General features: G+C 37.1%; 19 protein-coding genes and 2 tRNA genes (1 of these 21 running past the window's edge). 5 read left to right on the forward strand and 16 right to left on the reverse strand.

Annotated elements, in window-relative coordinates:
• Position 1: 1 nt before the first annotated feature.
• A complete protein-coding gene (locus INR75_RS01215) occupies positions 2–766 on the forward strand; it encodes an ABC transporter ATP-binding protein (RefSeq protein WP_223090434.1) in 765 nt (254 codons plus the stop codon).
• On the opposite strand, the gene INR75_RS01220 is transcribed toward INR75_RS01215, so the two are convergent.
• From INR75_RS01220 to porV, 8 genes are all read right to left on the reverse strand, one after another.
• Positions 763–2,181, reverse strand: a complete 1,419-nt coding sequence (locus tag INR75_RS01220; RefSeq protein ID WP_223090435.1) for a DUF389 domain-containing protein — start codon at positions 2,179–2,181, stop codon at positions 763–765. The two genes, INR75_RS01215 and INR75_RS01220, sit on opposite strands and share 4 nt — an antisense overlap.
• Before the next feature lie 19 nt (positions 2,182–2,200).
• Positions 2,201–2,800, reverse strand: coding sequence for a SprT-like domain-containing protein (locus tag INR75_RS01225; RefSeq protein WP_092543247.1), 600 nt, complete (start codon positions 2,798–2,800; stop codon positions 2,201–2,203).
• A gap of 9 nt (positions 2,801–2,809) precedes the next feature.
• Positions 2,810–3,493, reverse strand: a complete 684-nt coding sequence (locus INR75_RS01230) for an SDR family oxidoreductase (RefSeq protein ID WP_223090436.1) — start codon at positions 3,491–3,493, stop codon at positions 2,810–2,812.
• Position 3,494: 1 nt separating this feature from the next.
• Positions 3,495–4,442, reverse strand: a complete 948-nt coding sequence (locus INR75_RS01235; RefSeq protein ID WP_223090437.1) for a M28 family peptidase — start codon at positions 4,440–4,442, stop codon at positions 3,495–3,497.
• Between the two features lie 69 nt (positions 4,443–4,511).
• The gene (locus INR75_RS01240) at positions 4,512–6,137 is read right to left on the reverse strand and encodes a pyruvate dehydrogenase complex dihydrolipoamide acetyltransferase (protein WP_223090438.1); all 1,626 of its coding nucleotides are present in this window, start codon (positions 6,135–6,137) and stop codon (positions 4,512–4,514) included.
• Positions 6,138–6,142: 5 nt separating this feature from the next.
• Entirely contained in the window at positions 6,143–7,141 is a 999-nt protein-coding gene (pdhA, locus tag INR75_RS01245; RefSeq protein ID WP_092543255.1) for a pyruvate dehydrogenase (acetyl-transferring) E1 component subunit alpha, read from the reverse strand.
• A gap of 110 nt (positions 7,142–7,251) precedes the next feature.
• Entirely contained in the window at positions 7,252–7,734 is a 483-nt protein-coding gene (cdd, locus tag INR75_RS01250; RefSeq protein WP_223090439.1) for a cytidine deaminase, read from the reverse strand.
• A gap of 91 nt (positions 7,735–7,825) precedes the next feature.
• Complete coding sequence (porV, locus tag INR75_RS01255; protein ID WP_223090440.1) at positions 7,826–8,980, reverse strand: type IX secretion system outer membrane channel protein PorV; 1,155 nt, start codon at positions 8,978–8,980, stop codon at positions 7,826–7,828.
• 363 nt (positions 8,981–9,343) lie between these two features.
• Here porV and gldJ point away from each other — a divergent pair, with 363 nt between their 5' ends.
• Together gldJ and murF are read left to right on the forward strand one after the other, a co-directional pair.
• Entirely contained in the window at positions 9,344–11,020 is a 1,677-nt protein-coding gene (gene gldJ / locus INR75_RS01260) for a gliding motility lipoprotein GldJ (RefSeq protein WP_370629873.1), read from the forward strand.
• Positions 11,021–11,096: 76 nt separating this feature from the next.
• Complete coding sequence (gene murF, locus INR75_RS01265) at positions 11,097–12,389, forward strand: UDP-N-acetylmuramoyl-tripeptide--D-alanyl-D-alanine ligase (RefSeq protein ID WP_223090442.1); 1,293 nt, start codon at positions 11,097–11,099, stop codon at positions 12,387–12,389.
• Positions 12,390–12,446: 57 nt separating this feature from the next.
• Here murF and INR75_RS01270 read toward each other — a convergent pair.
• The 8 genes from INR75_RS01270 to INR75_RS01305 all read right to left on the reverse strand — a co-directional run bounded on the left by INR75_RS01270 (position 12,447) and on the right by INR75_RS01305 (position 18,354).
• Positions 12,447–12,521, reverse strand: a tRNA-Val gene (locus INR75_RS01270).
• Positions 12,522–12,574: 53 nt separating this feature from the next.
• Positions 12,575–12,649 (reverse strand) — tRNA-Val (locus INR75_RS01275).
• A gap of 66 nt (positions 12,650–12,715) precedes the next feature.
• Complete coding sequence (locus INR75_RS01280; RefSeq protein WP_223090443.1) at positions 12,716–13,936, reverse strand: folylpolyglutamate synthase/dihydrofolate synthase family protein; 1,221 nt, start codon at positions 13,934–13,936, stop codon at positions 12,716–12,718.
• Between the two features lie 3 nt (positions 13,937–13,939).
• Complete coding sequence (locus INR75_RS01285) at positions 13,940–14,773, reverse strand: energy transducer TonB (RefSeq protein WP_223090444.1); 834 nt, start codon at positions 14,771–14,773, stop codon at positions 13,940–13,942.
• 2 nt (positions 14,774–14,775) lie between these two features.
• Entirely contained in the window at positions 14,776–15,168 is a 393-nt protein-coding gene (locus INR75_RS01290) for a biopolymer transporter ExbD (RefSeq protein ID WP_223090445.1), read from the reverse strand.
• A gap of 1 nt (position 15,169) precedes the next feature.
• Positions 15,170–15,871, reverse strand: a complete 702-nt coding sequence (locus INR75_RS01295) for a MotA/TolQ/ExbB proton channel family protein (RefSeq protein WP_223090446.1) — start codon at positions 15,869–15,871, stop codon at positions 15,170–15,172.
• A 135-nt stretch (positions 15,872–16,006) separates the two neighbouring features.
• Positions 16,007–17,233 (reverse strand): Glu/Leu/Phe/Val dehydrogenase dimerization domain-containing protein, encoded by a 1,227-nt coding sequence (locus INR75_RS01300; protein WP_223090447.1) that lies wholly within the window; start codon positions 17,231–17,233, stop codon positions 16,007–16,009.
• Between the two features lie 53 nt (positions 17,234–17,286).
• Positions 17,287–18,354 (reverse strand): anhydro-N-acetylmuramic acid kinase, encoded by a 1,068-nt coding sequence (locus tag INR75_RS01305; RefSeq protein ID WP_223090448.1) that lies wholly within the window; start codon positions 18,352–18,354, stop codon positions 17,287–17,289.
• 91 nt (positions 18,355–18,445) lie between these two features.
• On the opposite strand from INR75_RS01305, the gene INR75_RS01310 reads away from it, so the two are divergent.
• On the forward strand, positions 18,446–19,588 hold the full coding sequence (locus tag INR75_RS01310; protein WP_223090449.1) for an acyl-CoA dehydrogenase: 1,143 nt from the start codon (positions 18,446–18,448) through the stop codon (positions 19,586–19,588).
• Between the two features lie 230 nt (positions 19,589–19,818).
• Positions 19,819–24,115, forward strand: partial view of a glutamate synthase large subunit gene (gltB, locus tag INR75_RS01315; protein WP_223090450.1) — the 5' portion only. It continues 227 nt past the right edge of the window; only the first 4,297 of its 4,524 coding nucleotides appear in the window; its start codon is at positions 19,819–19,821; its stop codon lies off the right edge, out of view.

Genomic DNA, 24,115 nt, shown 5'->3' on the forward strand with positions numbered 1-24,115 from the left:
TATGATAGAAGTAAAAGATTTACATAAATCATTTGATGGTGAAGAAGTTTTAAAAGGACTTAACTTTGTTTTTGAACGTGGAAAAACCAATCTTATAATTGGCCAATCTGGATCTGGAAAGAGTGTATTTTTGAAAAATATGCTCGGAATCTTTACTCCGGAAAAAGGTATCATTGAATACGATAGGAAGCCTTATAGCCATTTTACAGATGAAGAACGCCGTGAGCTTAGAAAGGAAATAGGAATGGTATTTCAGGGCGGTGCATTATTCGATTCGATGACCGTAAAAGAAAATGTGATGTTTCCACTGAAGATGTTCACAAAGATGAAGAAATCTGAAATGGAAGAACGTGTAGACACCGTTTTAGATCGGGTAAATCTTGTGGGGGCAGACGATAAAATGCCATCAGAAATTAGTGGAGGAATGCAAAAGCGTGTATCTATCGCCAGAGCGATCGTAAACCAGCCTAAGTATCTTTTTTGTGACGAACCTAACTCTGGTTTAGATCCAACAACAGCGACGGTAATCGACAATTTAATTCAGAAAATTACGCATGAGTATGATATCACCACGATAATCATTACTCACGATATGAACTCGGTATTAGAAATCGGCGAAAAAATTGCATTTTTAAAAGACGGACTTTTAGCCTGGACAGGAACCAAAGACGAAATATTTAGAACCGAAGATAAAACTGTAACCGATTTTGTATATTCTTCAGACCTATTTAAAAAGGTAAGAGATGCGCAATTGAAAGGTTATTAATTAACCGATTTTACTGTAAGCGTATCTAAGGCTAATCGCACATTTAACCAGTTTTCGAATTTCTGCCTGTTCTCTTCCTTTTCTCTAGAAGAAACATTGTTTTTCCAGGTTATGGAAAAAGTAGGAATGGTATCTGTATTTTTAAAATCTGTAATAATCTGATTGGAATAGCCTAGATTTTCGATCTCTTCATAATTTGCCTGAGCCTCTTTACTTAGACTATTAAAATCGAAAAGAGACGTTCTATAGCTGTTAATACGATCTTCCAAAAGCCTGATTCGTGAATCCTTATTTTCTATCACTTCCTGATTTTTAAGATATAGATCTTCTAAAATGCCGCTTCTAACCTGCGTAGATAGTTCATCTAAATTACCACTTTCTTCAGCACTTTGATGTACGATCAATTTTGATTCTTTTAGTGCTTCAATTTCAGTTAATCTAGCTCTCCAGGTTGCTACTGTAGCTTCAGGAACACGTTTTCCTATCAAATAGATATCAATGGTTTTATCGTCAAAATCGGCTTCCTGCTTTAAAACCTCAGCCCCTAAATAGCGAATATCGTTAGAAACAAAGTCTTTCGCCTTGGTTTCAAACAATGTCTTATTCAGCAGATTTATAAAAAGAATAATACTGGGAATCATCACAATTACCGCAACCGCCGATGCTACCTGTGCAGTTCGTCTTCTACGTTTACTGTTTGCATAACGCACCAAAGGAAAACCAAGTAATTTGGTAACAGCAAAAGTAGATAAGGCGATAAACACAGCATTTATCGAAAATAGATAGAAAGCACCTCCGGCATTTTGCCATTGAGAATTTGCCAGTCCAAAACCAACTGTGCAAAGTGGTGGCATTAAGGCAGTAGCGATCGCTACTCCCAGAATCACACTGGCAATCGTTCCTTTTTTAGATTTCCCTACGATTAGCGCCAGACCACCAAAAATAGCCACTAAAACGTCTAATATCGTCGGATAGGTTCGAGCTTCCAGCTCTGGAGTGATCTCTGTAACCGGAGAAATTTTGAAATATACAAAAGCTGTAAGCACACTTAAAACGACCATGATCCCAAGGTTTTTAAGTGACTTTCTTAAAGTGTCAACATCGTTAATAGCCACAGACATTCCTACCCCAACAATTGGCCCCATAAGGGGTGAAATAAGCATCGCTCCAATAACAACTGCTGTACTACTTACATTAAGCCCAATGGAAGCCACAAAAATGGAGAAAATAAGAATCCAGGCATTATGTCCTTTAAATGAAATATCTTTTCGTACCGCCTCTAATGTCGATTCGCGATCACTATCGGTACGTATATCTAAAAGATCATTAACAAAAACCTTCGTACTTTGCAAAAAGCCTTTTGCCTGCACATGGTATTCTTCCTTCTTTTCTAAATTTTCATTCTCGTTTTCCATAGCTTCAGAAAATATCAAACTAAGCTTTCAGGAGTTCTACTTCAGCATTAGGCTGAAATAAATAAATCTTCCCGGTACTTACTTCCAGACATTCGTATCGCTTAATTCGTTTTGGACCTTTTTTGAAAACCTTCCCGTTGTAAATTCGAAATAAAGCTCCTGCTGGAACTTCAAAAATATAGTTTTTATCGTTTGGCTGATCAAAACTTTTTAAAGCGATAGATAAGCGAGCATCTGTATCACTACTTGCTGTAGGATTTCTAAAATGACTAGCAATAATAGGAAGTAACTTTGACGGAAATATCTCTGGACGAATAAATGGTAACATTAGATTTCTGAAGGTAAGTTTCCATTCCTGCCCGTGTGGTTTTATTCTTCGGCCATATTTCTCGAAAGCCAGCAAATGGGCAATTTCGTGTACCAAAGTAATTAAAAACCGATATTTATTCAGGTTGGCATTAACCGTGATTTGCTGAGTACCATCTGGCATCCTGCGATAATCACCATGCCGCGTTCTTCGCTCGTTCACAACCTTTAAATGAACATTATTATCTCTAATAAGCATAAAAGCCGGCTCTACCGCATGGCTTGGTAAATATCTAGATAAAACCTGATTCATTTTGAAATCTTAAGGCGTGCTATTGGAAACCTGAAGTAGTTTCCCATTATAGAATTTGCTTCCTATAATACTGAAATTCTTAATATATAAAGCCATTTCTGCTGCTGAAAGTGGCGCTTCTAATCCCGGAAATGCTGCAGCCAGCATCTCAGTTTGAACCGACCCCAGGGCCAAAACATTAAAAACAGGACCATTTTCTTTGTATTCTTCGGCAAGTAATTCGGTTAACGTGATAATTGCTGCTTTACTTGAAGAATATGCCGATAAACCAGCGAATTTCATACTTCCCTGCACTCCTCCCATACTACTAATGCTAACAATATGAGATTCAGAAGTCATAGATGGCAGCAACATTTGAGTTAAACCTATTAAACCGAATACATTTACCTCGTAAATGGCTCTAAACTCTTCTAATTTGGTTTCCTCGAATGGCTTATTCAGGAAAGCACCCGCGTTATGAATAAGAATATCAACTTTTCCATTCCATTCATTTTGTACAAAATCTGAAGCTTTTTTTAAGTCGGTTTCTTTTCCAAGATCAAAAGAAAAGCTGTTAATATTATCGAATTTCAACTCGGATACTGGCGCATCATTTCTAGAAAGCGCCAGCACATTATAATTTTCTTCAGCAAAAAGTTTTACCAGTTCAAAACCAATTCCTCGGCTTGTTCCGGTAATTATAACATTCTTCATTCTAATTCATTTTTATCTCTTTCTCTGGAGTGTTCAGGATTTGATGAATACCAGGAATAATTGCTTCAACAACATTAGCCATATGCTCTGGATTCATTTCTGAAACCTCATCTTTTACATGATGGTAATATGAATAATTCGTAAAATCGAAAGTACAAATGGTTTGTGAAGGCACATTAAATTCAGCATAAAAAGGATAGTTATCGCTTCTTTTGAAAAGATTCATTTGCTTAGCTCCTGCAAAAAACCCTAGAGTTTTTTCTCCTGTATATTGATTAAACTTTTCAGCAAGATTCGTTTCTTCGAAACCAGTTACATAAGCAAGGTAATCTTTACCTTCCATCGGCACACCAATCATCTCCAGGTTGATCATAGTATAAAGGTCAAGGCCATCTTCTTTAAGCTTCTTTGCACTATGCGAAGAACCTTTTAACCCCATTTCTTCCCCACTAAAAAGAATGAATAAAATACTACGCTTATTATCGTCGATACTGGCAAAATGTTTAGCTAATTCTACAACTGCTGTCGTACCGGCTGCATTGTCATTAGCGCCATTCGCAATGGTATCGCCATCTACTTCTTTACCAATACCAATATGGTCGTAATGCGCACCAATAATTACAAATTCATTTTTTAATTCTGCATCATTACCTTCTAAATATCCAACGATATTAAAAGCTTCTACACCGCCAATTTTAAAATGATCACGATAAGTATCATAGTAAGGTTTCACCCCGTTTTCTTCAAATATATTCGTGATAAAGCTGGCTGCTTTTTCAATTCCTTCGGTACCGGTTTTACGTCCCATTAACTCATCTGAAGCCAAATACTCCAAATTCGTTATCATTTCTTCCGCAGAAACATCGACAGTTGTATCCTGAGCATTGCAGGACAGCATTCCGGCTAAACCTATAGCCAGAACTCCTAAGTTTTTAAGTGGTTTTCTCATATTAGCTAAAATAAAAAAATCCCGCGAGTAAACGCGGGATTCCATAATATTCTAAAATTACCGGCTCGATTAAGCAAGCATAGTAACTGGATTCTCGATATAAGTTTTAAGATCCTGTAAGAACGCAGCACCAGTAGCACCGTCTACAGTTCTATGATCACAAGCTAAAGTAAGCTTCATTGTGTGACCAACTACGATCTCTCCGTTTTTCACTACAGGCTTCTCTACAATTGTTCCTACTGAAAGAATTGCCGAGTTAGGCTGGTTGATAATACTTGTAAATTCAGTAATACCAAACATTCCCAAGTTAGATACGGTAAACGTACTTCCTTCCATCTCTTTTGGCTGAAGTTTTTTGTTACGCGCTTTGCCTGCAAGATCTTTTACGTTCCCTCCAATTTGCGTCATCGACATTTGATCTGCAAATTTAAGAACAGGTACTACAAGACCTTCTTCTACAGCAACAGCAACTCCCATATGGATATGCTTAGCAATTTTCATTGCATCACCTGTCCATTGGCTATTTACCTGAGGGTGTTTACGAAGTGCCATCGCACTTGCTTTAATTACCATATCATTGAAAGAAACTTTTACGTCTGGCATTGCATTGATCTGCTTTCTTGATGCCATTGCATTTTCCATATCAACCTCGATAGTAAGATAGTAGTGAGGAGCATTAAACTTAGATTCTCCAAGACGCTTAGCGATCGTCTTTCTCATTTGAGAATTCTTAATTTCCTCGAAACTTTCTTCACCAGCAGGAACATAAGGAGCAGCTACAGAAGTTTCTGCTTCTTTCTTAGTTGTTTCTTCTTTTGCAGAAGGAGCAGCAGATGGTTTGTAAGATTCGATATCTTTCTTAACGATTCTTCCATTTTCTCCTGAACCTTCTACTTTAGATAGATCGATTCCTTTATCTTCTGCCATTTTCTTAGCCAATGGAGAAGCGAAAATTCTTCCACCTTCTGAAGATGAATCTGATGAAGTTGAAGTTGTTTCTTCTTTCTTCTCTTCTTTAGCTTCAGACTTTTCTTCTTTTTTAGGAGCTGCTTTTTTACCAGCAGAATCACCAGTAACATTAGAAACATCGGTTCCTTCTGGACCAATAATAGCCAATAAACTATCTACAGGAGCAGTCTCTCCTTCTGGAATACCAATTTTAAGAAGTGTACCTTCATAAAAAGATTCGAATTCCATTGTTGCTTTATCGGTTTCTATTTCAGCAAGAATATCTCCTTCAGAAACTTTATCACCCTCTTGTTTTAACCAGGAAGCAACTGTACCTTCTTCCATAGTATCACTAAGACGTGGCATTTTTACGATCTCTACACCTTCTGGAATTTCTCCAGCTTCAGATGCGCTATCATCCTCGTTAGTTTCTTCTTCGGCTGCAGCTTCTTCTTTAGCTTCATCAGCAGAACCGCCTTCGCCATTTAGTAAACCAGAGATATCTTCACCTTCTTCACCAATAATTGCTAAAAGCGTATCTACCGGTGCAGTTTCTCCTTCTTCGATCCCTATATGTAAAAGTGTACCTTCATAAAAAGATTCGAACTCCATCGTCGCCTTATCGGTTTCGATTTCAGCAAGAATATCTCCTTCAGCAACTTTATCTCCTTTTTGTTTTAACCATTTTGCCACAACACCTTCTTCCATGGTGTCGCTTAATCGCGGCATGTTAATTACTTCTGCCATAATTATTATAGTTTATGTGGTAAGAAAGGGTAATCCTCTTGTTCGTAAACCACATCGTACATTACATTCTTTTCTGGGAAAGCCGATTCTTCTGCGAATTCTTCACATTCTTTTACTTTGTCCTTAACTCGCTTGTCGATCTTCTTAATATCATCTTCTGTCGCATACTTTTTATCAATAAGAATATTTCTAACCTTAGTGATTGGATCTATCTTTTGATATTCTGCAACTTCATCTTTAGTTCTGTAATGCTGCGCATCACTCATTGAGTGACCTCTATAACGGTAAGTCTTTAATTCTAAGAAAGTAGGACCTTCACCTTTTCTTGCACGAGCTATAGCTTCGTCTAAAGCTTCAGCCACTTTTTCTGGATCCATAGCATCTACAGGCGCACATGGCATTTCATAACCATTACCTAATTTATATATATCTGTACTTCTAGCAGTTCTAGCTACAGAAGTTCCCATCGCATATCCATTATTTTCTACACAGAAAACTACAGGAAGATTCCAGTTTACAGCCATCGTTAAGGTTTCATGTAATGAACCCTGACGAGTAGCTCCATCACCCATAAAAGTCAAGGTAACAGCATCTCTTTTAAAATATTTATCTGCAAAAGCAAGCCCGGCTCCTAGAGGAATTTGTCCCCCAACGATACCATGACCACCATAAAAACGATGTTCTTTAGAGAAAATATGCATAGAGCCTCCAAGACCTTGCGAAGTACCAGTTCCTTTACCATACAACTCTGCCATAACTCTCTTAGGATCTACTCCTAATCCAATTGGCTGAACGTGGTTACGATAAGCCGTGATCATACGATCCTTATCAGTATCCATCGCATGTAAAGCACCTGCCAGGATAGCCTCTTGCCCGTTATACAAATGTAAAAAACCTCTTACTTTTTGCTGAATATAAACTTGCGCAAGCTTATCTTCGAACTTACGCCAAAACAGCATATCCTCATACCACTTTAAATACGTGGCTTTTGTTATTTTCTTCATTTACTTTAAAAATTTTTATGGCTTTACAGATAGATTTCGCCAAGCGAGTAACAAAAATACTATTTATAATAAGAATGGAAAACAGTTTTACTGCAAAAATCTTGATTAAACTAAAGATTAAATTTATCGAATATAAATGGCAATAAGTCCTTTATCGATTTCGCCTTGTAAACCTTTCCTTTTTCTCCCATAAAATATACTGGAATTCCTTTTTCCTGATTTACCTCATATTCTGAAATAGCCTGGCGGCAGGCACCGCATGGCGGGATAGGTGAAGCTATTTCTCTATTTAGTGATTTTGCTGAAATTGCCATCGCATTTATAGCCTTTTGCGGATATTTTGCGCCAGCGTAATAAATCGCTGTTCGCTCTGCACATAAACCTGAAGGATACGAGGCATTCTCCTGATTACTACCAATTACGGTCTCATTATTCTCCAACAAAAGCGCCGCACCTACCTTAAAAGATGAATATGGCGCATAAGCATTATCTCTCGCTTCAATAGCTTGAGACATTAAATGCTGAATTTCCTGCGGCAATTTTGATCGATCCTCAAAAACATCTAATTCAGCTGAAAATTTTATTTTTTCCATAGTTTTAATTTCGGGAAACCAAAATAAACAAAAAAAGCACCAATTTCACATTGATGCTTGTTCAAAGATTTATACGCTATTTTATCTAATATCAATTAATATACTCATCTCCTAAGTTGAAAGTCAATCCAAATCTTAATGTTTTATCTAACGGACTAGGAAATTGAGAAGTTGAAAATAAGTATGAAATATCGATAATAACAAATTCTTCATATTTAAAACCTCCACCTACAGAAACAAATTTACGATATCCTTTTTCATCACTTTCGTTAAAATAACCCGCTCTTAATTTTATTGCGTCTCTATAAGTATACTCGGTTCCCAAAGCCCAGGTTACTTCTTTAAGTTCTTCACTCAAACCATCTGGAGCATCAGTAAAAGATTCAAAAATTCCACCTATAGAAGTTGTAGTGTTGTAAATATCGTCGTCCTCCTGATCAATTACTCCGTCCCCATTAAAATCCTGAGGTGTAGGGACTAAAAGTTTATTGAATTCGAGATAAACTCCTAACTTACTATCAGGATTAAAAATGAAATCAAAACCTCCACCAAGCCTCAAATTAGTCGGAATAAAATTTTCCTGGCCGGCATCATCATAACTCATTTTAGGACCAATATTGCTAATATTCACCCCAAATCTCCATACGCCATCAAAATTATTATAAACTATGGCGTCACTTTGATAAAATGCTGCCACATCTACACCAAAACTACCCGCAGCTCCCAGATCCTGGCCATCACTTAACCCAAGATCTGATCTTAGATACCTACCGGCAACCGCCATCGAGAAAGTTTCACTCAATTTTAACGAATATGAAGCGTCAAAAGTTAATTCGTTAGGACTAACAAGCAACGGAACCTGCTCGATATTTTGCCTGGTTTCAATGGTCCCCAAACTAAAATATCTCAAACTTCCCGCGAAAGCGCTACGATCATCTATTTTATAATGATAACTTAAACCTCCCAGAAATATATCACTAACTATATCGCTTAGATAGGGTGTATAGGAAATTGCAATACCATGTTCTGAAGTTGCAAAAGCAAACTTTGCCGGATTCCATTGCTGAGAATATGCATCGACTTCAGTAGCTACTCCCTGATCTCCCATTCCAGCTGCTCTGGCGTCTGCGGCCACTAGAAGAAAGGGAACTGCAGTTGTAATTACGCGATCTCTCATTTCCTGAGCCTGCAACCAACCCGATGTAAGTATTGAGCCTAATAATAAAATCGTTGAAATTTTCTTCATCTCTTAAACTAAATGATAAACAAATATATACTAATATTATTAGAAGCTAAGAGGCTCAATTTTAAAATTCGTTTAAAACACTTCATCCTTCGTTAATTAGAAGCCTTGAAAAGACGAAACGATTAAGCAGAAATAATACCAAAAAATGCTAACTTAATTTTACGACACACAGTATAAAAAAATATTAATTTTGCAGCTGTAGCCATTTATTTGTGCATATTTGCCTAACTTTTACAAAGTCAGGATTATAATTCAACACCTACTATATACTTATATGATGGGGTTTAGAACAAAATAATCTTGTACTTTTATCGTTAATTATTATATTGCAGAGCCTAAATTCTACCTAAAGAGAACATGAGAATGAGAAAGAAAACTGCTTTTAGAGCAATTTTTACCATCGCCTTAGGCGTTGGTCTAGTAGGATGTAACAATTCCAAAAATTACAAAAACAGCTCAAGAGCTACCGGATGGGATATTAACTCGAAAGACGGTGGATTTCAATACGATACAGACTACGAAGAACAGGAGCCGGCACCAGGATTGGTGTTTATTGAAGGAGGAACTTTTACAATGGGACAGGTGCAGGATGATGTAATGCACGACTGGAACAACACACCTACTCAGCAGCATATTCAGTCCTTTTATATGGACGAGACAGAAGTTACCAACCGTATGTATTTAGAATACTTAGATTGGTTAAAACGAGTTTTCCCTCCTTCTGAACAAAACTACAGAAACATTTATTATGGAGCTGTACCAGACACATTAGTTTGGAGAAACCGACTTGGCTACAACGAAACAATGGTAAATAATTACCTGAGACATCCTGCTTATGCAGAATATCCAGTTGTTGGCGTTAGTTGGGTTCAGGCTGCTGAATTTAGTAAATGGAGAACAGACAGAGTTAACGAAAGACAGTTAGTAGAAGCTGGTTATATTTCTGAAGAAACTTTATACAAATCTGAAGCTGGAGCAACTTTTAGTACTGAAACCTACATCAATGCACCAAGCAGAGTTTATGGCGGAAATACTGAAATGACGCAAAGTGGAAAGAAATCACAAAAACTAACGCAATCTACAGATAGCTTAGGGAATTCCACAAGTAAACAATACGTTCAACGCAAAGACGGAGTTCTTTATCCAGAATACAGACTTCCTACTGAAGCAGAATGGGAATATGCAGCTTTAGGTTTAGTGGGAATTCGTGATTACAACATTTACCGTGGCCGTAAAAAATATCCATGGGATGGAAGATATACTCGTAGTGGCGACCTAAGAAAACAAGGAGATCAACTTGCAAACTTTAAGCAAGGTGCCGGAGACTACGGCGGTATTGCCGGTTGGAGTGATGACGGTGCAGATATCACAGCTCCAGTTATGAGTTACGAACCAAACGACTTTGGATTGTATGACATGGCAGGAAACGTTGCTGAATGGGTTGCTGATGTTTATCGCCCAATAGTAGATGACGAATTTAACGACTTCAACTACTATAGAGGAAATGTTTATACTGAAAATGCTATAAACGAAGACGGAACTGTAGAGATTGTAAGTGCAGACAATATCCAATATGACACTTTAAGCACAGGTCGTGTGGTTGCAAGAAATCTTCCTGGTGAAATAGCACAAAAACCTATTACAGAAGATGAGACTTACATGAGAACCAACTTCTCTAAAAGTGACAATAGAGATTTTAGAGATGGTGATAAAAGCTCAAGTAGATATTACCAGCCTTTTCAGGATATCGATGACTCTTCAAAAAGAATGTACAACTCTCCTAACTTCGATAGGATAGCAATAGGAGATACCACTCAGGCAAAACCTAAGTATGACGATAAAGAAAGAACAACTTTAATAAGTGACGATGTACGTGTTTATAAAGGAGGTTCTTGGAGAGATAGAGCTTATTGGTTAGATCCTGCACAAAGAAGATTCTTCCCGCAAGATATGGCAACAGACTATATCGGATTTAGAAATGCGATGTCTAAAGTAGGCGCAAAATCTATGGACGATGTAAAACGAGCTAAAAACGATTAAATTCTTTGAAAAGTTTTAGAAAAACATTCACAAAAAAGGCCCTAATTTTTTAGGGCTTTTTTTATACCTTAATTTCATGAATATAGCCAAGATACATCGTAGATTTCTTACAAGCTCTGGAGTAAGCACAGACACTAGAAACATCAAACCAAATAGTTTATTTTTTGCATTAAAAGGAGCTAATTTTAATGGTAATCATTTTGCTGAAGAAGCTTTAAAAAAAGGAGCAGAAGTTGCTATTGTTGATGAAACTGCTTACGCTAAAAATCAGGATAACTACATTTTAGTTGAAGACTGCCTGGATGCCTTACAAAAACTAGCTACTTTCCATCGAAGATTCCTTGGCATACCTATTATCGCCATTACCGGGAGTAATGGAAAAACCACTACCAAAGAATTAATCAATGCTGTTCTTTCCAAAAAATACAAGACCATAGCTACCACAGGAAACCTAAATAATCATATAGGAGTACCTCTTACTTTACTAAAAATGGATGAAACCACAGAAGTTGGTGTAGTTGAAATGGGGGCGAATCATCAGGGAGAGATCGAATTCCTAACCGAAATTGCACTGCCGGATTATGGGTATATCACGAATTTTGGAAAAGCACATTTAGAAGGCTTTGGCGGTATAGAAGGAGTTATAAAAGGTAAAAGTGAATTATACACTCACCTTAAAGAACATAAGAAACTTCTATTCTTAAACCTAGATGATGAAATCCAGAAAAGACAGGATAGCTATTCTCATGTCTTTACATTTGGCAGTATAGATAGCGCAGCGGTAACTATAGACTACTCACCTTCTAAAAAAGGATCTGAACATGCATCATTTAGCTACAACAAAGAGACTTTTACTACTCAGCTTACAGGACAATACAATGCTTTTAATGCCGCCGCTGCCCTAACAATAGGCTTATACTTTAAAGTCGCTTTTAAAGACATAAGCGATGCGCTTAAAGATTATGCACCTAAGAACAATCGATCTCAAATTCAAAAGACTGAAAAGAATACACTATTGTTAGATGCTTACAACGCTAATCCTACAAGCATGAGCTCTTCGTTGATCAATTTTGGAGATCTTAGTACAGAATTGCGCAAAGTGGTTATTATAGGAGACATGTTAGAGCTTGGCGATTATAGCCATGAAGAACATCAAAACATTGTAGATCTCTGTATCAACCAGAACTTTGAAAATGTATATTTAGTAGGTGAATTTTTCAAGGAGACATCAGTCACAAAAGAGTTCCAAAAATTTGACACTACTGCAGAATTAAAAGTCTACATAACAGCGAATCCAGTCACTAACTCTTATATTCTCATAAAAGGATCTAGAGGAATTACCTTGGAGAAAGTTGTAGATATTCTATAATTACGAAAGGAATAAAACAAAAAAAGCTTCCCGATCAAGGAAGCTTTTTTGTTTGAGTGGGCGCGAAGGGATTCGAACCCCTGACCCCTTGGGTGTAAACCAAGTGCTCTGAACCAACTGAGCTACGCGCCCTAATGAATGCTTTAGCTAAAAAAAGCTCCCTTTTGGAAGCTTTTGAATGGTTGTGGGCGCGAAGGGATTCGAACCCCTGACCCCTTGGGTGTAAACCAAGTGCTCTGAACCAACTGAGCTACGCGCCCCATTCATTATTGCGAGTGCAAATATAGACTAGTTTTTCTTCTACACAAAGAAAAAAATTAAAAATTTTAAATAATTTCAGCAACCGTAAAATTACTACCTCCACAAAAGATAAGATCCTTTTCCCCTGCAGTCTTCAAGGCTTCAGCATAAGCCTTTGGTACACTATCAAATACCTTTCCCACAAGCCCAAATTCGATAGATTTAGCCATTAATTTTTCTGCTTCCAGTCCTCTTGGCACATCTGGCTTACAGAAATAATAAGTCGCATTTTTTGGAAAAAGCGGCAACACCTCATCTAAATCTTTATCGCTAACAACACCTAAAACAAAATACAATCGCTCATAAACTTCGTCCTTTAGCTGCTGGAACACATATTTGAGTCCGTCGCTATTATGAGCCGTATCACAAATTACTTTTGGAGCTTCCTGAAGAATATCCCAGCGCCCCCTAAGATTAGTATTTTTACGAACATTTTTTAATCCGTCTCTAATATTCTCTTCAGAAATTATCCAGTCTTGAGAAATAAGCTGATTTATAACTGCAGCGACTCCTTTGATGTTCTTTTGTTGATAGCTGCCCAATAAATCTGTACTAAGCTCTGTGGGAATATGACTTTCTTCAGCAAAAAAGATTTCTGAATTTCTTTCTTCCGCTGTTTTTCTAAAAACCGGCGCTGTTTCAGAATGTTTTTCAGAAATAATTACAGGAACATTAGGTTTAATTATACCTGCTTTTTCTCCAGCGATTTCAGGAAGTGTAGTTCCTAAAAATTGCGTGTGATCTTTACCAATATTGGTAATTAAACTTACTTCAGGAATAATAATATTGGTAGAATCTAACCGACCTCCCATTCCAACTTCAATTACAGCGATATCTACCTTTTCTTCAGCAAAATACCAAAAAGCCATTCCTACGCTCATCTCGAAAAAGGAAAGGTTTTCAGCTTCAAAAAAAGACTTATTATTTTGTATAAAATCGACTACAGCTTTTTCAGAAATATACTTTCCATTAATCCTAATTCGTTCTCTGTAATCCTTTAAATGCGGAGAAGTGTACAACCCAACTTTATAGCCAGCTTCCTGCAAAACTGAAGCGATCATGTGACTACTGGAGCCTTTTCCATTAGTCCCTGCTACATGCACACTTTTAAAATCACGCTCTGGATTACCCAAATGTGCTGCTAATTTTAAAGTATTTGAAAGATCTTTTTTAAATGCTGAATTTCCCACACGTTGATACATGGGTAACTGCTGAAACATCCATTCAACAGTTTGTTGATACGTCATCAATTATTCAGATAATTTGAAGTTATAAACTATGGTTCCAACCTGGCGTGAAGGCGCATCAGAGTCACTATTAAAACGTGTAGCTAATGCTGCTTTTCTAGCTGGTTCTGTTAAACAGGACGCATTGTTAGTGGTACCTTTTACTCCAGGTGTTGCAGCTATCACCTGCCCCTGGCGATTTACTTCGATACGAACCACTACAATACCAGATTCGTTACAATCCTGAACAAATTTTTCTTTATTTAAGGCACGGCGACCACCAAGGCGGTAATTCCCGTCGCCATCTAAACCGGCGCCATTACCGTAGTAACTTTTAGCATTTGGATCACCATCTGGAGAACCTTTATCTCCGGCCGCGTTATTGTTACCTTCTCCTCCACTCTCTTCCCCAGTTCTTTCAGGACCATTTAAGATACTACTCATAGCATCTGTAGTAGATTTATCTGGTTTTGGATCTGGCTGCTTTGCCGGTTCTTCTTTTTTAGGCTCCACTTTTTTAGGCTTCTCAGTTTCCACAGGTTTTTTAACCTCTTTCTTTTCCTCGATCACCGGAGCTTCTTCTACTTCCTGAGTTACCACCTGCTCTTCAACAATAGGTTCTGGCTCTGGCGGAGTTACTTCCGGACTCGTATTTTTTGGAGCCGATTCTATAGGTTTTGTTGGTTGCTGATTCCCTGAACCTACTTCTGAAGTTCCAAAATTTACAGCAATCCCGTTTTCTGGCGGAGGATCTAAATATGTAAAACCAAAAAAGAACAAAATAACCAACAGCAGTACATGCAGCACTACAGTGATGGTGAATGATTTTTTCTCGTGTTTGGTTTCTAAGAAAGCCATGATTACTCCGGTTTAACCGCTAATACTATTTTATATCTATTTCGATTCGCAATATCCATTACGTTTACTGCTTTTTCGATAGGCACACCTTCTTCAGCTCTTAATATGATCGTTGGATTTTCTATCCCAGACAATCTACTTTTTAAAGTACTTTCTAAAGCCGAATTACTTATACGCTCATCATTAATATAAACCTGCAATTCTTTAGTAATACTTACTGAAATATTTTGCTGGTTGGTGGTCTTTCCTTTAGCTTTTGGAAGTATTAAATCCAAGGCTTCTGGAGTAATCACCGGCGATGTTAGCATAAAAAATATCAATAACAGAAATACAATATCTGTCATCGAGCTCATACTAAACTCCGGGCTAACTTTATTTCTACCTCTTAAATTCATATTAAGCAGGCTCGTTTAATAAGTCTAAAAAGTCTACAGCAGTAGCTTCCATTTGGTGCACTACTTTATCTGTTTTTACAACAAGATGGTTGTAACCAATATAAGCAATAATACCCACTATAAGACCAGCAACTGTTGTGGTCATCGCTGTATAAATACCTTCCGCAAGTAATCCCATTTGCGCCTGCCCACTACTTGTAGCCAGCTCATGGAATGCAAGCACCATACCAATTACAGTCCCCAAGAAACCAATCATTGGAGCTGCACCTGCGATAGTGGCTAAAATACTGACGTTCTTCTCTAGTTTGTAAACTTCTAAACGTCCCGCATTTTCTATCGCGGTATTAATATCTTCAAGCGGACTACCAATTCTTGAAATACCCTTTTCAGTTAATCTCGCCACAGGATTATCTGCCTGTGCGCATCGTATTTTAGCAGATTCAATATTACCGTTAGAGACACTGTCTTTAATTTGATGCATAAAATTCTTATCTACACGACTCGCCGATTTTATAGCAAATAATCTTTCAAAATAGATATAAACCGCAGCGAACAATAAAACAAAAAGAATAAGTATAATGATTTGCCCGGCAATACCACCGCTCAAAAGCAGATCAAATATCGAAAGTGTTTTTTCTTCTGAAACCTCTGCAGCATCCTGCGCTGCCTGCGTCACGGCATCCTGCTGAATAAAATATAGCATATTAATTGATTAGGGTTTTTAATGTAACGTGATAATCGGATTAAAATTGTTGCCCAAATTTAGTAAAATAATTATCAGAAAAACTCCTTATCTGTATTCATTAAGAAATCACTAACAGATAAGGAGTTTTAACAATTACACTAATTGTTTTAAAGCAACCTCGAAGGCCGTTTTACTTATATTGGTTTTGCTACTATTATTATTAAAGGTATTTTGAATCGCATTTTTAATCGTCATCGAGGTATCATTGAAAATTGCCTCGTCGGTCATTTGTACGCGACGCTCCATAAAATAGGCAAAAACTCGTGCCATCCCACAGTTGGAAATAAAATCTGGAATTAGACTTACACGCTCATCTGTAAACTCCATTATAGGACCAAAGAAAATCTCTTTATCTGCAAAAGGAACATTTGCACCGCAAGAGATCACCTCAAGATTACTATTTATCAAACTTGAAATTTGCTCTTTTGTAACTAATCTTGAAGCTGCACAAGGCGTAAATATTTCAGCATCAAGATTCCATATTTTCTGATTGATTTCTTCAAACGGAATTAAATTTTGCGCATTTAAAGTGTTACCATCTTTATTCAGAAACAAATCTTTAATTTCCTCAAAAGAAAAACCATCTTCATTGATCAAGCCTCCGGCACGATCTATTATTCCAACAACTTTTGCTCCCATCTGGGCGAGATAATAAGCCGCTGCAGAGCCTACATTTCCAAATCCCTGTACGATCGCTTTTTTTCCTTTAATATTACCACCATAAATTTGATAATATTGATTCACCGCTTCAGCAACTCCAAAACCGGTGATCATATCTGCCACGGTATATTTTCTTGAAATATCCGGTGAATAATCGGTATTTTCCAAAACCTTAATTACTCCCTGTCGAAGCTGCCCTATTCTATTTATTTTATCGGCTTCGGTTGGCTGAAAATGTCCATTAAAAACACCTTCCTGTGGATGCCAAACTCCGCAATCTTCAGTAATTGGAATTACCTCATGAATTTCATCTACATTTAGATCTCCTCCGGTACCGTAATAACTTTTCAGCAAAGGAGAAACCGCTTTATACCAACGTTCTAAAACACCTTTTTTTCGAGGATCTTTGGGGTCAAAATTAATTCCAGATTTTGCTCCCCCAATCGCAGGCCCAGAAACGGTAAATTTTACTTCCATTGTTTTTGCTAAAGAAAGCACTTCATTTTTATCCAATCCTTCTCTCATTCTAGTTCCGCCACCGGCAGCACCACCTCTAAGCGAATTGATCACCGTCCAACCTTCAGCTTCAGTTTCAGGATCATTCCAATGAAAAACAATTTCAGGTTCTTTATTCTCGTAAACTTTTAGTAATTCTTTCATATAATGTGTGGAAATAAAATTTTGTATCAAATATAGTTAATCACAATTTTAGCCTATGCCGGTATAAAAATCTTACCAGAAGAATGATCCTTACTTGCACCGGTAACCGAGCTTAGGACATTTATTTTTTCTTCTAATCTCAAAACACCTAACAAGCCAAAAATTAAAGCCTCCTTAAAATCGATAATTTTAGCTTCAGGAATTACAAAATCGCAATTTGAATAGCTTTTGAACTGTTCGATCAAAAAGTCGTTAAAAGCTCCACCACCGGTTACTAAAACTTTAGATTTTTGCTGATTATCAAGCACGTGTGAAACTTGTTGCGCTACATGAATAACATAGGTATGTAAAACATCAGGAATAGAGATTTCTTCGGAAGTAATTATTGGTAAAACTTCAGCTTTAACCCATTCAATTCCCAAGGATTTTGGCGGATTTTGATTATAAAAGCTAAGATTGTTTAATTTCTGAAGTAATTTTTCATTCAGTTTTCCTCCTGAAGCTATCTTTCCTTTATCATCGTACTCTTCTCCTATTTGCCTGGTAAAATAATTAAGTACCGTATTTACTGCACAAATATCGTAAGCTAGCATTTCGCCATTTTGCTCTTCTGAAATATTTGCAAAACCACCTAAGTTTAAACAATATCGATATTTATTAAAAAGAATCTTATCGCCTATCGGCACTAAAGGCGCTCCCTGTCCTCCAAATTCAACATCCTGAACTCTAAAATCACATACTACCTTACAATTTAGATATTGGGCGATTTCAGGAAGATTTCCTATCTGTAATGTAAAAGCATTTTGTGGCTCATGCTTAATCGTATGCCCATGCGAACATACCGCATCTACATTTCGAATATCATTTTCAGCAATAAAGCTAAAAATTACTTCTGCCAGGTATTTTGTATATTTTATATTTAAATATTGAAGCTGATTTTCCTCTAAATCGATAGCCGAATTCAGTTTTTCACGCCACTCCGCAGAATAACTGACGGTTTCGGCTTTTAAAATTTCAAAATTATAGTTATTTTCAACAGAGAAATGAATGTAAGCCAAATCGATTCCATCTAAGCTCGTTCCAGACATCACCCCTATCACAAAATAGTCTGATTTTCTCATATTCTCAAAATTAACTAATTATTATTGAAAAATACATATCAAAAATTTATATTTGGTAGCGAAAATTACTTTTTTCTAAATTTATAATCAAATGAATTTCGAATTAACTGAAGAACATATAATGATTCGCGATGCTGCTCGCGATTTTGCAAAAACAGAATTATTACCTGGTGTAATCGAAAGAGATGAAAAACAGGAATTTCCTGCAGCACAAATTAAGAAAATGGGCGAACTTGGCTTTTTAGGTATGATGGCATCTCCGGAGTATGGTGGTGGCGGTATGGATACCATAAGCTATGTTTTGGCGATGGAAGAAATTTCTAAGATCGATGCATCTGCATCTGTAGTAATGTCTGTAAACAACTCGTTAGTTTGTTGGGGTCTGGATACTTATGGCACACACGAGCAGAAAGAGAAATATCTATCTAAACTTACTACCGGAGAGAAACTAGGTGCATTTTGCCTCTCTGAACCCGAAGCTGGTAGCGATGCTACTTCTCAACGAACTACCGCAATCGATAAAGGAGACTATTACCTTCTAAACGGAACCAAAAACTGGATCACCAACGGTGGTACAGCAGACTACTATTTAGTGATCGCACAAACTGATAGAGAGAAAAAGCATCATGGCATAAATGCTTTTATTGTTGAAAAAGGATGGGAAGGTTTTGAGATTGGTCCTAAAGAAAATAAACTTGGAATTAGAGGAAGTGATACACATTCGCTAAACTTCAATGATGTAAAAGTGCCAAAAGAAAATAGAATTGGAGAAGATGGATTTGGTTTTAAATTCGCAATGAAAACATTAGCCGGCGGAAGAATTGGAATTGCTGCGCAAGCATTGGGAATTGCCTCTGGCGCATTCGAACTCGCAAGAGACTATTCCAAACAACGTAAAGCATTTGGAACTGAAATTAGTAATCATCAGGCAATTGCTTTTAAACTGGCAGACATGTATACTTCTATAGAAAGTTCAAGACACCTGGTAATGAAAGCTGCCTGGGATAAAGATCAAAAACAAAATTATGATCTTAGTGGTGCCATGGCCAAGCTTAGTGCTTCGCAAACAGCAATGGATGTGACAGTAGAAGCAGTTCAGGTTCACGGAGGTAATGGTTTTGTAAAAGAATATCATGTAGAACGATTGATGCGAGACGCAAAAATCACCCAGATCTACGAAGGAACTTCAGAAATACAAAAAATCGTTATTTCGAGAAGCATTCTGAAAAAATAAGTTCAAAAACACTCAAAATCAACTCGCTAAATCTTAGCGAGTTTTTTTATATTAAAATCTGATATTAGCCATTGCGAAATTCGGAAATTAGACCTTGATTTATTAAACGATTAATAAAAATTAAGATTTTCTTTAGTTTTACTGGATTTAATACACTCTTTCCTTTTATTACTTTCATATTCTTTACTAATTTAGATATTTTTGTAGTAATAATATAAGGAAGATAGGTTATGAGACCAAAAGAGCAGGGGCTTTACTTGCCTGAATTTGAGAGAGATAATTGCGGCGCGGGATTCATTTGTAACTTAAAAGGTAAGCGCACAAACGACATCATTCACAAAGCTTTGGATATTCTAATTCGATTAGAACATCGTGGAGCGGTAAGTGCTGATGGAAAAACTGGAGATGGGGCTGGAATTTTGATTGAAATTCCGCATAATTTCTTCAAGAAAGTTTGTGACTTCGATTTACCTGAATTTGGTGAATATGCAGCGGGAATGGTTTTTCTTCCAAGATCTAAAAATCAGCTTAAGATTTGTAAAGAGATCTTCGAAGAAGAAGTCATTAATCAGGGATTAAATATTATAGGCTGGAGAGAAGTACCGGTCGATAAATCCTGTTTAGGAAGTATCGCAACGTTAAGTGAGCCAAACGTACAGCAAATATTTATTGGTAAAGACGAAGATACGACCGACGATGTTTTTAGAGCTAAATTATTTGCCGCAAGAAAAATTGCAGAACATAAAATATACAGCTCCAATCTAGGAGAAGCTGAATATTTCTACCTTCCAAGTTTATCTACAAAAACAATTATTTACAAAGGATTATTGATGCCGCAAGACATCAATATCTACTATACAGATCTTAACGATCCAGACCTGGTAACTAAACTCGCTTTAGTGCACCAACGTTTCTCTACCAATACATTCCCTACTTGGGATTTGGCACAACCTTTTAGGTACATGTGTCACAATGGAGAAATAAACACTTTAAGAGGAAACCTTAGCCGAATGAAAGCCAGGGAAGAACTTTTTGAAAGTGAAATTTTTGGAGAAGATATCAAAAAGATCTTACCAGTGACCTTAGAAGGAAAATCTGATTCTGCTTCTATGGATATGGTTTTAGAAATGCTTTTACAAACAGGACGTTCTTTACCAGAAGCGATTATGATGATGGTACCTGAAGCCTGGGAGAAAAATCCTTCTATGGGAGACAGCAAGAAGGCATTTTATGAATATAATGCCTGCATCATGGAGCCATGGGACGGCCCGGCTTCAATTCCGTTTACAGATGGGCAATATATTGGAGCATTGCTAGACCGTAACGGTTTAAGGCCTTCTCGATATACCGTTACAAAAGACGGTTATGTAATTATGTCTTCCGAAACTGGTGTAGTTGATGTAAAGCCAGAAAATGTAGAATTACACGGTCGCCTTGAACCTGGAAAAATGTTTCTGGTAGATATGGTTGAAGGTCGCATCGTTGGTGACGAAGAAGTTAAAGAGCAAATTGTTTCTAAACGCCCTTATCGCAAATGGCTAGACTCAAATTTACTGCCACTTGCAGATATTCCTTATACTGGAAACAAAACTCCTGTAGAGCCGGTAGATTTTAAAACAAGACAAAAAGTTTTTGGTTACACTATCGAGGATATTAAAACTATCATTAGCCCAATGGCTACTCAAGGTAAAGAGGCTATTGGATCTATGGGTACAGATATTCCTTTGGCTGTTCTTTCAGACAAACCACAACTTTTATTTAATTATTTCAAACAATTATTTGCTCAGGTAACCAACCCACCTTTAGATGGAATTCGTGAAGAGATCGTTACTGATATTAGCTTATCTATTGGGGAAGACAAAAATATTTTTGACATTACCCCAGAGCATGCTAAAAAACTTAGAATTCAGAATCCAGTAATCTCTAACGAAGACCTGGATAAAATAAAATATATAGATCATCCAGATTTTCGTGCAAAATCAATTTCAATATTATATGAAATTGACAAAGGCTTAAATGGGCTTGAAGAGCGCCTTGAAGAAATTGTTCTGGAAATTAGAAAAGCTGTAGATGAAGACAGAAATATAATTATCCTTTCTGATAGAAACGTAAGTAATAAACTTGCTCCTATTCCTTCGTTATTAGCTTGTTCTTTTGTTCATCACGAACTTAAAAAACATAAAAGAAGATCTGCTTTTGGTATCGTAATTGAATCTGCAGAGCCTAGAGAACCACATCACTTCGCCTTACTATTTGGTTATGGTGCATGCGCCATCAATCCATACATGGTAAACGAAATTATTTACAAGCTTTCTGAAGAAGGTGACATCGACGAAAAAGATCCAGATGTTGCTGTTAAAAACTTCAACAAAGCAATTGGTAAGGGTATTGTTAAGATCATGAATAAAATTGGTATCTCTACCTTACATTCTTACCGTGGATCACAGATCTTTGAAATTTTAGGGTTAAACAAGAAATTCACCAACAAGTACTTTACAAACACACCTTCAAGAATTGAAGGAATTGGTCTCTACGAAATTGAAAAAGAGATCCAAAAACGTTACAAACTTGCCTTTACTCCGCCAGAAACCGAGACAGGTTTAGACCTGGAAATTGGTGGTGATTACCGCTGGAGAAGAAATGGTGAGCGTCATATGCTTAACCCTGCTTCAGTAGCAAAATTACAACAGGCGGTTAAGCAAAATAGCTACAAAACATATCAGGAATACTCGAATTTCATTAATAATCAGACTAAAAACCTGATGACACTTCGAGGAATGTTTAAGTTTAAAGAGCTTAATCCTATTTCTATAGACGAAGTTGAGCCATGGACAGAAATCGTAAAAAGATTTAAGACCGGAGCGATGTCGTTTGGTTCGATTAGTAAAGAGGCTCACGAGAATCTTGCTATTGCCATGAACCGTCTACAAGGAAAAAGTAATAGTGGCGAAGGTGGTGAAGATGCTAATCGTTTTACCAGAGACCCTAACGGAAACTGGAGAAACAGCGCTATTAAACAGGTAGCTTCAGGACGATTTGGTGTATCGATTAATTATCTATCTAATGCGAAAGAGATTCAGATTAAAATGGCTCAGGGAGCTAAACCTGGTGAAGGTGGACAGTTACCAGGACCAAAAGTTAATCCTTCTATTGCAAAAACAAGAAATTCTACTCCTTATGTAGGACTTATTTCTCCGCCTCCTCACCACGATATTTATTCTATCGAGGATTTAGCGCAATTGATTTTTGATCTTAAAAACGCGAATAGAGAAGCACGTATCAACGTAAAACTTGTTTCTAAAGTTGGTGTAGGTACTATTGCAGCTGGTGTTGCAAAAGCAAAAGCAGACGTTGTTCTTATTTCTGGTTACGATGGTGGTACTGGAGCTTCTCCTCTTACTTCATTAAGACACGCAGGTTTACCTTGGGAATTAGGAATTGCTGAAGCACAACAAACTTTGCTTTTAAATAATCTAAGAAGTAGAATTACAGTTGAATGTGACGGACAGTTAAAAACAGGACGTGACGTTGCGATCGCTTGTTTACTAGGTGCTGAAGAATTTGGTTTCTCTACAGCTCCGCTTGTTGCTTCTGGATGTATTATGATGCGTGCATGTCATCTAAACACATGTCCAGTTGGGATTGCTACTCAGGACCCAGAATTAAGAAAGAACTTTAAAGGAACCCCTGAAAACGTAATTAACTTTATGTACTTCGTAGCACAAGAATTGCGTGAAATTATGGCGAGTCTTGGTTTTAGAACCCTTAACGAAATGGTTGGTCAAAGCCAGAAATTAGACATGGATCGTGCTATAGAGCATTATAAAGCTCAGGGAATCGATTTATCAAATATTCTATACAAGCCTAATATCGATAAAGACCTTCCGCTTTATAAAACTCAGGATCAAAATCACGGTCTAGAAAATGCTTTAGATTTTGATATTCTTAGTAAAGCTCACCCAGCTATTTACCGAAAGGAAAAAATGAGTTTGGATTTCGATATTTCCAATATTAATAGAACAACTGGTGCGATCTTAAGTAACGAAATATCTAAAATTCATGGAGAAGGCGGCTTACCAGAGCATACTCTTGATCTAAACTTTAAAGGATCCGCAGGGCAAAGTTTTGGTGCTTTCGCTACACGTGGACTTACGATGAATGTTACCGGAAATACTAATGATTACTTCGGAAAAGGTCTTAGTGGAGCTACGCTTACAGTTAAAAAACCTGAAGAGGCCACTTTTAAATCTGACGAAAATGTAATTATAGGAAATGTTGCCTTATACGGTGCAATTAATGGAGAAGCTTACATTAACGGAATTGGAGGTGAACGTTTCTGTGTAAGAAACTCTGGAGCCAAAGCAGTTATCGAAGGAATTGGTGACCATGGTTGTGAGTATATGACTGGTGGTAGAGCTGTAATATTAGGTAAAATAGGACGTAATTTTGCTGCAGGTATGAGCGGCGGGATCGCTTACATTTACAATCCAGATAATAAATTAGATAATAACAACTTTAATATGGAGA

It is taken from the genome of Zunongwangia sp. SCSIO 43204 (assembly GCF_019904275.1).
In the GTDB taxonomy this organism is placed as follows: Bacteria; Bacteroidota; Bacteroidia; order Flavobacteriales; family Flavobacteriaceae; genus Zunongwangia; species Zunongwangia mangrovi.